This is a genomic window from Nesterenkonia halobia (genome assembly GCF_039536005.1).
In the GTDB taxonomy this organism is placed as follows: Bacteria; Actinomycetota; Actinomycetes; order Actinomycetales; family Micrococcaceae; genus Nesterenkonia; species Nesterenkonia halobia.
Genome location: NZ_BAAAYG010000006.1, coordinates 1 through 1367 on the forward strand (window position 1 = coordinate 1; position 1367 = coordinate 1367).

The 1367-nt window shown below is 59.5% G+C and carries 1 protein-coding gene and 1 pseudogene; both read left to right on the top strand.

Annotated features, from left to right (window positions below; genetic code table 11):
* Positions 1 to 479: pseudogene (locus tag ABD652_RS09065) on the top strand (integrase core domain-containing protein); the annotation flags it as partial.
* Between the two features lie 247 nt (positions 480 to 726).
* Complete coding sequence (locus tag ABD652_RS09070; protein ID WP_344720488.1) at positions 727 to 1218, top strand: hypothetical protein; 492 nt, start codon at positions 727 to 729, stop codon at positions 1216 to 1218.
* The last annotated feature ends 149 nt before the right edge of the window (positions 1219 to 1367 follow it).

Sequence of the window (1367 nt, forward strand, 5' to 3'; positions counted from 1 at the left end):
CGCATTCGTCACTGATGCCTGCAGCAGGCGGATCGTCGGCTGGGCGACACGGTCGTCGATGACGACTTCAGGCGCTCTCGCTCGAGGCGCTGGAGCATGCGCTGAACACCGCCAGGGATCATTCCGGCCAGAACGTTGGTCATGGACTGGTTCATCACTCGGACCGTGGCTCTCAATATGTGGCCATCGCCTATACCGAGAAGCTTGCCGAACACGGGATCAGACCCTCTGTCGGCACAGTGGGCGATTCCTACGACAATGCGCTGGCCGAGGCGGTCAACGGGCTCTACAAGGCCGAGCTGATCTACTCCCAGCCGGCATGGGCCGGACTGGCCGAGGTGGAGTTCGCGACGATGAACTGGGTCCACTGGTGGAACACGCGCCGGCTTCATGAGCATCTCGGCTATCGCACTCCTGCCGAGGTCGAGGCCGAGTACTATGACCACCACTGGCGAGAGGCTGCTCTCGCTGCCGTCTGACGGAACGAAACCCAGGACGGTTCAATCCGATGACCAGACGCCGAGGTCCTGGCAGACCTACTGCTGGGTCATCCCGGAGTTAAGCATCTCCAGCGCGGTAGCCCTGAGCTCCTCCAAAAGGACCTTCCTCAGCTATCCTGAGCGCCGGTAGTTCTCCTGGGGCCCGGCCTTCTGATCGGCAGCACCAGACCGGATTTGCTGCGCCTCGATGAGAACCACTGATCACAGGCACCACCTAGGAGAGAACGTGGCAGATAAGACCATCAGCGAGTTCTGCACGAAGATGAGAGAAATATGGCCGACTGCCAAGTATGTCGGTCTCTCAAACGAGTGGGACAGTTCGAGTCAGGCCGGGGAGCCGCCGGCGTACCCAGGTCCGGAGTTCGGCATGGCTTTCGACAACGAAGAGTCTCTAGACGGCACCTTTGAGATGTTCGACCGAAGTCACCAACTCACCGCCGAGTACGCGGATGCAATCGGTTTGTCCCAGGTTGACACCGACGGAATGGGTTTCTATATCTCGCTAGAGATGGAGCAGCTGGTATGCGACGGCTATGGATATCCCATCGAAAGCGTGACGAACCCGGCAATCAATATGAGCCCAGAGGCGGCGGTTCCCGACGCAAGTCATGAAGAGCTTCTTAGTACCTGGCCTCGCGCTGACTTCCCGCGACCAGTGACTCCCACTTTCAATCGGGGGGCGTTCTACAAGGGCACTGGATACTTGGGAAACCCGTAAGGCAGCCCAGCTTTGAATGCCAGACAGCCAGCACCACCGCACACACGCTCTTCTCCCTGAAGCGACCTGGGTTTCGTTCCGAGGGGTCTGCTGAAGGTTCGGTTGACTTCCTGACTGCTCGAGCGAGCAGAGAGGATAGTCACTATGCC